This is a genomic window from Rhizobium sp. GCM10022189 (genome assembly GCF_042656325.1).
Taxonomy (GTDB): domain Bacteria; phylum Pseudomonadota; class Alphaproteobacteria; order Rhizobiales; family Rhizobiaceae; genus Rhizobium.
This window is the reverse complement of the sequence record NZ_JBHSOR010000038.1, coordinates 1-1,253: the sequence shown is the minus strand read 5'-3', so window position 1 is coordinate 1,253 and position 1,253 is coordinate 1. Positions and strand designations below refer to the sequence as shown.

The window sequence follows — 1,253 nt, the reverse complement described above, 5'->3', positions numbered from 1 at the left end:
TGTACGGCCTTGATACATACCTGACAGATGTTCGGAGACATACCTGACACTTCCGAGATGGTTTCTCGGGAGGTTTGGATGGTTTGGCGGTCGAGGTCTGTTGTGGATGAGCGTTTGGAATTCTGTCGGCTGGCCGGGCTTGAAGGGGCGAACGTCTCTCAGCTTTGCCAGCGTTTCGGCATCAGCCGGCAGACGGGCTATGTCTGGCTGCGGCGCCTGCAGGCGGGCGAGCCGGTGGAGGACCGATCGCGCCGGCCGCATGCGAGCCCACGGCGTACCGCAGCCGGTCTCGAGGGCGCGGTGCTCGCCATCCGTGACGAACATCCGGCCTGGGGCGCGCGCAAGATCGCCCGCCGGCTGCAGGATTTGGGAACGGCGCCGCCATCTGCTTCCACCGTCCATGCCATCCTGGTGCGTCACGACCGCATCATGCCCCAGAGGGGCGGGCAGCCGGCGCTCGGCCGTTTCGAACGCGAGGCGCCCAATCTGCTCTGGCAGATGGACTTCAAGGGGCGCACGCAACTCGTCTCGGGCCTGTGGTGCCATCCCCTGACCATCATCGACGACCATTCCCGCTTCGCCGTCGGGCTCGAAGCCTGCGCCGACGAGCGCATGCAGACCGTCCGCGCCCGGCTGGAGCCCATCCTGCGCCGCCACGGCCTGCCGATGGCCATCTATACCGACAACGGCCCGCCATGGGGCACCGGCGTGCCCAATCAATGGACACGGTTGCGCATCTGGCTGCTCAAGCTCGGCATCGACGTCATCCATGCCAGGCCCTACCATCCCCAGGGCCGCGGCAAGAACGAGCGCTTCCACCGCAGCCTCAAGGCCGAGGTCTTCGACTTTGCAGCCCTCGCCAGCCACGCCCAGGCGCAGCGCGCCTTCGACCGCTGGCGCGACATCTACAACCATCGCCGTCCCCATCAGGGCATCGACATGGCCGTGCCGGCCAGCCGCTACAGGCCGTCGCCGCGCCCCTTTCCCGACCGCCTGCCCGAACCGGTCTATGACAGCTCGGACATCGTGCGCCGCGTCGGAGCGACCAAGGGCTATGTCAGCTTCAAGGGACGCTTCTGGCGCGTGCCCAACGCCTTCAGATCCGAACCCCTCGCCATCCGACCGCTCCAGCAAGACGGTCTCTACGGCGTCTTCTTCGGCGCAACGCAGGTCGCAAAAATCAACCTCAAAAGCCAGGACTGACTGTCAGGTATGTCTCCGAACATCTGTCAGGTATGTTTCCGGGCTTTACA

At 65.5% G+C, this 1,253-nt stretch carries 1 pseudogene; it reads left to right on the top strand.

The annotated features are described in order from the left end of the window. Positions 1 to 78: 78 nt before the first annotated feature. Positions 79 to 1,253, top strand: a pseudogene (locus ACFPWW_RS15050) (IS481 family transposase); the annotation flags it as partial.